Below are 6,132 nucleotides of genomic sequence, written 5' to 3' on the forward strand. Positions count from 1 at the left end.
CTTTTCTTGCGCAGCAAGGGACTAGAATCACTTTTCAGAATGAAAAGTTTAACTTCTAGGTAGCTTGCACCTGACCAGTCAGGGGAAATCTACTTCTTTTTTTCTGGAGAAATGCTCAATAGAACAGAATGAAACAAATATTGGTAAGTGTAACGTTATTGGTTATTTCACCGTCTATATAGTGTAAGGTATTTCAAAATCATTAAATATGTCATAACAATATCCCATAACTATATAAATAAGATATAATAGTGTTATATAGCTTGAGGAGGCGGAGTATGTTAGCATTTCTAATACTTTTGGATACCAATGATGAACGATCAGAATTCGATAAGCTCTATGAAAATTACCATATGATGGTTTATAGAGCAGCATATTCTGTCCTAAAGGATAAATACTTGGCACAGGATGCAGCTCAGATATCATTTATTAAGATTGCCAAGAAATTTAACTTGATACATTCGAAAAATATTTTGGATGAGAGGGCTTATATTTATCGACTTACATTGAATACTGCAAAGGATATGCTTGATAAGGAACAATGTTTTATGAATGTTGAAGAGACATTTTTAAGTAATATTATTGATGAGCAATCAATGACAGAATTGTCGATTATTCAGATTGAAAACCATAAAGAGACACTGGCTCTACTAGACGAAATCAATCCATCTTACGGTGAAATCATTTATCTGAAATATTTTAGAGAATTTGAGAATGATGAAATTGGAATCTTGCTGGATCTGACGTCAAATGCAGTCAGAGTTAAACTACACAGGGCACTGAATGCTCTAAGAGAAGTGACAAAGAAGGAGGTTCTATTCAATGAAAGATGACAAAATACATATGGATCATCATCACAGAAAATCAACCCGTAAACATAATGAGCTGAACCTCCATGAATTCGGTCGCTATTACTCAGAAAAGTTGAATGCAGAAGCTGATGCTCTAGCTGAAGTATACAAGGACATTCCTGAACCAACAAAATTAAATGAGTGGTTTAATGACTATACCAAAGAAATGAAAAAGGAAGAACAAAGGCTGAGAAGAAGCGTTAATATAAAAAAGTACGCTTCACGTGCTGCAGTAGTTCTGTTGGCATTGTTATTGTCATCCGCTGTCGTGACCATGAGTGTTGAAGCGTTCCGTATCAGATTTCTAAATCTATTTATTGAGACTGAAAAGGACCATAATCGTATCGACTTTAATGAGTCAGAGGAAGTCTTGGAACTGCCAGAGGGATCGTCAAATGACTACTATCCAACTTATTTACCGGAAGGATATAGTTTATTGGATTCTCAGAGCGGTGAATATACCAAAATAGCGACTTTTCTGAATCAAGATAATCAACTACTTATCTTTACTCAGAATGTAAATAATATGGGTGTGAACATCGACAATGAACATTCGGATATAGAACTTGTGCCAATCAATGATAGCGAAGGATACATGACAAATAAAGACGGCATAATAAGTATCAGCTGGTCTGAAAATGACGTGATCTTTTCACTGGAAGGTTCTGAAGAAATAGGCCTCATGATAAAAATTGCTAAAAAAATAAAAAAAGTTTCAGAATAAATGTAATGTTTCCTTCTTTTGTACCGTCTATATAGTGTAAAGACAAATACAGACACAAAGGAGGTAACTGAATGAAACTGAAAACAATATTGTTATTTGCCCTGGTAATGGTGATTATTACAATCCCCTTACCCGCCAATGCGAGGGAGAAACCACCTGAAATCATTGTCGCCATTACTGCAACCGAGCCTGATCTTAGATATGTAGATGTCCAGTCTATTAAGGGAGATTTAGGCATATCAAGCAGTGGAAAAGCTTCTGTCTTTGGCAATATATTTGCTCGTACAGCAGAAAAGACAAGTGTTACTTGCTATCTAAAAAGGTATGTGAATGGTAATTGGGTAACCTATAAGAGCTGGTCAAACACTGAATACTTAAATATTTGCACTGTTATGGAAGATTATTATGTCCCAAGTGGTTATTCCTATAAACTTTATGTTTATGGATATGCTTGGGTGAATGGTTTATTGGTTGATACACCAATTTATATTACTGATACTGTTTACTACTGAGAATCTTTCATCTGTAAATAGCCAACTAGTAAACTTCTCATTCCGTCAACATTCATAACATATTATTATGACAAAAAAGTCACCATTATAAATATTAATATCGAAAGGAAAACACGATGAAAAAAATACTAATGAACTCGATCACATTATTTCTCTGTATTTTCATTATCAGTCAAACTTCTTACGCATCATCTTCAATAGTTGAAACTCCGTCAATCAATGAAACATCAATTGAAAAACTTATATTCGATTATTTTGATGTACAGTTTGAAAGCGTAATGAATAAGGATACCACGTTGTCCAAAAGACTAGAGAACATTATTAACACTAAAAGTACAAGTGGAAAAGCTATTTATGATTACGAAATTGGAAAAATTGAATACCTTATTGCTTCTCACAAACTTGATGCGACAGATCTAGAATCATATGATATCGAAGTGGAAATACAGTCTATAGAAGAAGAAAAAGAAAAACTGACTCTTGAAGTAGAGATGAAGTCTAGTATTAAGTACAATTTCCTTGATAAACCATCTCAAAGTATTGAAAAGCATTTAATAAGACTTAGTCTCATCAACAATAAATGGACTATTGATGTTGATGATTATGAGACAGAATTTCTACTAGCGTTCCCAATAGATACTGACTTCAAAGAATTAATCAACAATCTTAATACAGAGTATATTCAATACATACAAACTGTAGAAGATAGTAAGAAAAATCCTGTGAATGTTGACCGTTCTACTAGAGGTGCCTATGATCCATTCACTTCAACTGAACGAGGTGCTGGTGCTGCATATGCATTGTGGTACTCAGAGGATACAGGTGACAATACAACAGATAGTTATAATAATAGCCAATTTAAAAGTTATGGTAGTAACGACTGTCAAAATTTTGTTTCACAATGTATCTGGTGGGGTATGGGAGGAAGAAGTAGTTCAAGCAAGGATTATCCTATGACTAGTGTATGGTGGGCTAATACATCTGGTGAGACCAGCACCTGGAATTGGACTGGTACCTCATACTTTAAATCTTGGGTTCAAGGCTCCAACAATAGCAATATCGATGGTGTTGATTATTCTTATCCAACATATATTGAGAAATGTGACTATATCTACGTGCCAGGGCATGTCATGATTGTGTCAAATATTGTTGATTTGGATAGCGATGGATACGCCGACTGGAATGAAATTCAAATCTGTGCTCATACAAGTAATCGTAATGACCATAACTTGAAGGCACTCTATGGGGGTATATCATCACCTCCATCAAACATGGATTTTATGAAAATCTATGGGAAGTATAACTAAGAATATTTCATATGTTTATCAAAGATTGCCTAGTAGAATATAATTCATTAGGCAATCTTTATCTATTAAAAATGTTATAATGCTGATTACAAAATATTGGAGGTATGCAATGAAATATTATTTGATCGTTATAGTGATTGTAATTATTGTTCTTGTAGGTTGCAGCGGTCAGAAAGATTCTGCGGTAGAAACAGAGCTAAATCAGATGGAAATTGAGTCTTTACAGGACGAGCTAATAAATAGTAAGAGATTGATTAAAGATCTCAGGGATACAATCACAGATTTAGAAAAGACATCTAAGACAACTGAAGACCTATATAATTCACAAATCAATACATTACAAAGAGAAAACACAGATTTAAACGAATATATGATGATTGTTTATCGTGATGCTAATCTCTTTAGAAATGATATATATGAACTTTTATTTATCTTAACTAAAGATAATGAATATCCATTCAATAATCTGGATCATTTGAATGATGAACAGCAACTAGCAGTTATCGAAGGTATTCAGTCGTCTGATGGCCTCAATTACATGAGAGATGAAAGTATTTTTGAAGAAATGGAGTTTTGGGGAGAAAGACCATATCCACAAACAATATTTTATGTTCTTGGAATCTATCCCTCAGCACCTATGTTCTATACAAGTGAATATGACAATGAAGTTGTCCATTTAACATACAAGTATTACCTTGCAGATGTACCACTAGACTCAAATACAAACTACGTTAATCAAAAAAATTATCAATTAAGAAGTTTCATTGATGGAATAAATGAATATCACATAGTTATTGAAAAAATTAACAACCATTGGGAATGTGTTTATAATGGCCTTGGTTAATACTGAAGCTTGTACAATATTATGAATATACTTTTGGCCAGCATTTGTAAGAATGCTGGTCAATCTGTCTACCACAAAAATATAACTACTTGCTCATTGGAAAACAACTACGTAAATCTTCACTAAGGTTTCTACACGACCAAAAGAGAGTGCTTATGTATATTTCTTGCATGTCTCTTATCCATATACCTCAGTTTATCCAAAAATGTATGACAAGAAATAGTTTATGCTGTCATATCGGAACAGAGATTATATCACTAGCTATTTGGTTAAATTACACATATCAATTATTCAGCCTTACAATTATGTTAGCTTCTCACATTATTTATTGAGCCATTCATCCTTTATGATTCCTACATACATCGCAATATATACAGTCCTAAAACGCTGCCTACTCTTCTATCTAGTTCTAATCATGCTTAAAACCGTCTCCACATGGGTGGATGCATGGTCGCAGACATATTTCGATTCCTACATTTTCTTTACGTACACAGTACTTCTTCCTTGACCAACTTTCTCAATATACCCATTTTCTACCAGTTCTTTTAATGCTTTTTCTATTGTTTTCGGACTGATATCAGGATTTAGAATATGAATATCGCTCTTTGAAAACTTTCCGAGCTTAACATCAAAGACTCTTTTCACTCGCTCTGACTTACTAATAGATTTATCTATCAATAACTCAACTCGCTCTGAGAAATCCTTATATGTTGCAAGAATCACTGATAAATAATACTTGACGAAGGGTTTGTAATCGTTTTCACTTTCATGCCAACCTTTCGAACTCAGTAATAATGATTCATAATAGTTTTCTTTCGTTCGTTCAATATGCATTTCAACACTGATATATTTCCCCACAATATAACCACTGCGATACATAAACAATAACGTTAATAGCCTACTCATTCTACCATTACCATCTCTAAATGGATGAATCGATACGAAGTCAAAAATAAATGCTGCAATCAGTAATAACGGATCAATCTCTTTTGCATCTATGGCTTTTGAAAATGTGTCACACAACTGCCTCAGCATATCCGGCGTGAATGCAGCAGGTGCTGGCTTGAATCTGATGGACTTTTCTCCATCTTCATTCTCTTCTTCTATTATATTATCTACGTTCTTAAACTTGCCCCCATCCTGGGCAGAGCTATATGTATAGAGATCTCTATGTAATTGCAATATATGATTCGGCGTCGGGTAAATATATTCATAACTATCATGAATCAACTCCAGGACTTGCCTATATCCTGCAATTTCTTCTTCATTTCGGTTTCTTGGTTTTGTTTTTTTCTCAACAAGATCCTTTAGACGTTTATCACTGGTGTGTATTCCTTCAATAGCATTCGATGCATTAGTACTTTGGATCTTAGCAACTTCTAACATTTTTTTTAGCACATCTGAACTTGCCTCAATATATAGTGACTGCTTTCCTTTATGTTCATGAATTGCTGACAACAAACTTACTATTTCTCGGTCAAAAAGCTGTTCATCTAATCTAGTATAATCAAACTCTCTCATAAAACTTCTCCTCCTCAAATATTTTTTCTCCTATTATTATAGCATTAAAAGGAGATAAAAGAAATGATTCGGAAACATTTTCTCCTAATTCATCTATGTAAATAGGAGTAAATTGCAAAAATAGGAGATGACACAAACATAATGAAAAAAGGCAGATTTCTCTGCCTAATAACTTGAACTGCCTTGCTTATATTGATTATAATACTTTGTTAAGCACCAAAACCGTCTCCACATGGCGGGGATGGGGCTTAAGAATATATGAGACGGATAGGGTATGGTGACTTAGAACATATTCTAATACAATGTGAACAGAATTTCAACCAAATCACGTACAAATATATCCTCATATACTATGATTTTTATTCTGTATTAT

Annotated in this window: 6 protein-coding genes; 5 read left to right on the forward strand and 1 reads right to left on the reverse strand. The window is 33.8% G+C overall.

Going from position 1 to position 6,132, the window contains the following annotated elements:
- Positions 1–278 precede the first annotated feature (278 nt).
- The 5 genes from P0N36_RS14280 (at position 279) to P0N36_RS14300 (ending at position 4,238) form a co-directional block, all read left to right on the forward strand.
- A complete protein-coding gene (locus P0N36_RS14280; RefSeq protein WP_275843536.1) occupies positions 279–833 on the forward strand; it encodes an RNA polymerase sigma factor in 555 nt (184 codons plus the stop codon).
- A complete protein-coding gene (locus P0N36_RS14285; RefSeq protein WP_275843537.1) occupies positions 823–1,575 on the forward strand; it encodes a DUF4367 domain-containing protein in 753 nt (250 codons plus the stop codon). Before P0N36_RS14280 ends, P0N36_RS14285 begins: the two co-directional genes overlap by 11 nt.
- Before the next feature lie 71 nt (positions 1,576–1,646).
- Positions 1,647–2,087: a hypothetical protein gene (locus tag P0N36_RS14290; RefSeq protein ID WP_275843538.1), complete on the forward strand. Its 441-nt coding sequence runs from the start codon at positions 1,647–1,649 to the stop codon at positions 2,085–2,087.
- 116 nt (positions 2,088–2,203) lie between these two features.
- Positions 2,204–3,394 (forward strand): amidase domain-containing protein, encoded by a 1,191-nt coding sequence (locus P0N36_RS14295; protein ID WP_275843539.1) that lies wholly within the window; start codon positions 2,204–2,206, stop codon positions 3,392–3,394.
- Positions 3,395–3,503: 109 nt separating this feature from the next.
- A complete protein-coding gene (locus tag P0N36_RS14300; protein ID WP_275843540.1) occupies positions 3,504–4,238 on the forward strand; it encodes a hypothetical protein in 735 nt (244 codons plus the stop codon).
- A 471-nt stretch (positions 4,239–4,709) separates the two neighbouring features.
- On the opposite strand, the gene P0N36_RS14305 is transcribed toward P0N36_RS14300, so the two are convergent.
- On the reverse strand, positions 4,710–5,759 hold the full coding sequence (locus P0N36_RS14305) for a Fic family protein (protein ID WP_275843541.1): 1,050 nt from the start codon (positions 5,757–5,759) through the stop codon (positions 4,710–4,712).
- Positions 5,760–6,132: the final 373 nt, after the last annotated feature.

This window comes from Petrocella sp. FN5 (assembly GCF_029210395.1).
In the GTDB taxonomy this organism is placed as follows: Bacteria; Bacillota; Clostridia; order Lachnospirales; family Vallitaleaceae; genus Petrocella.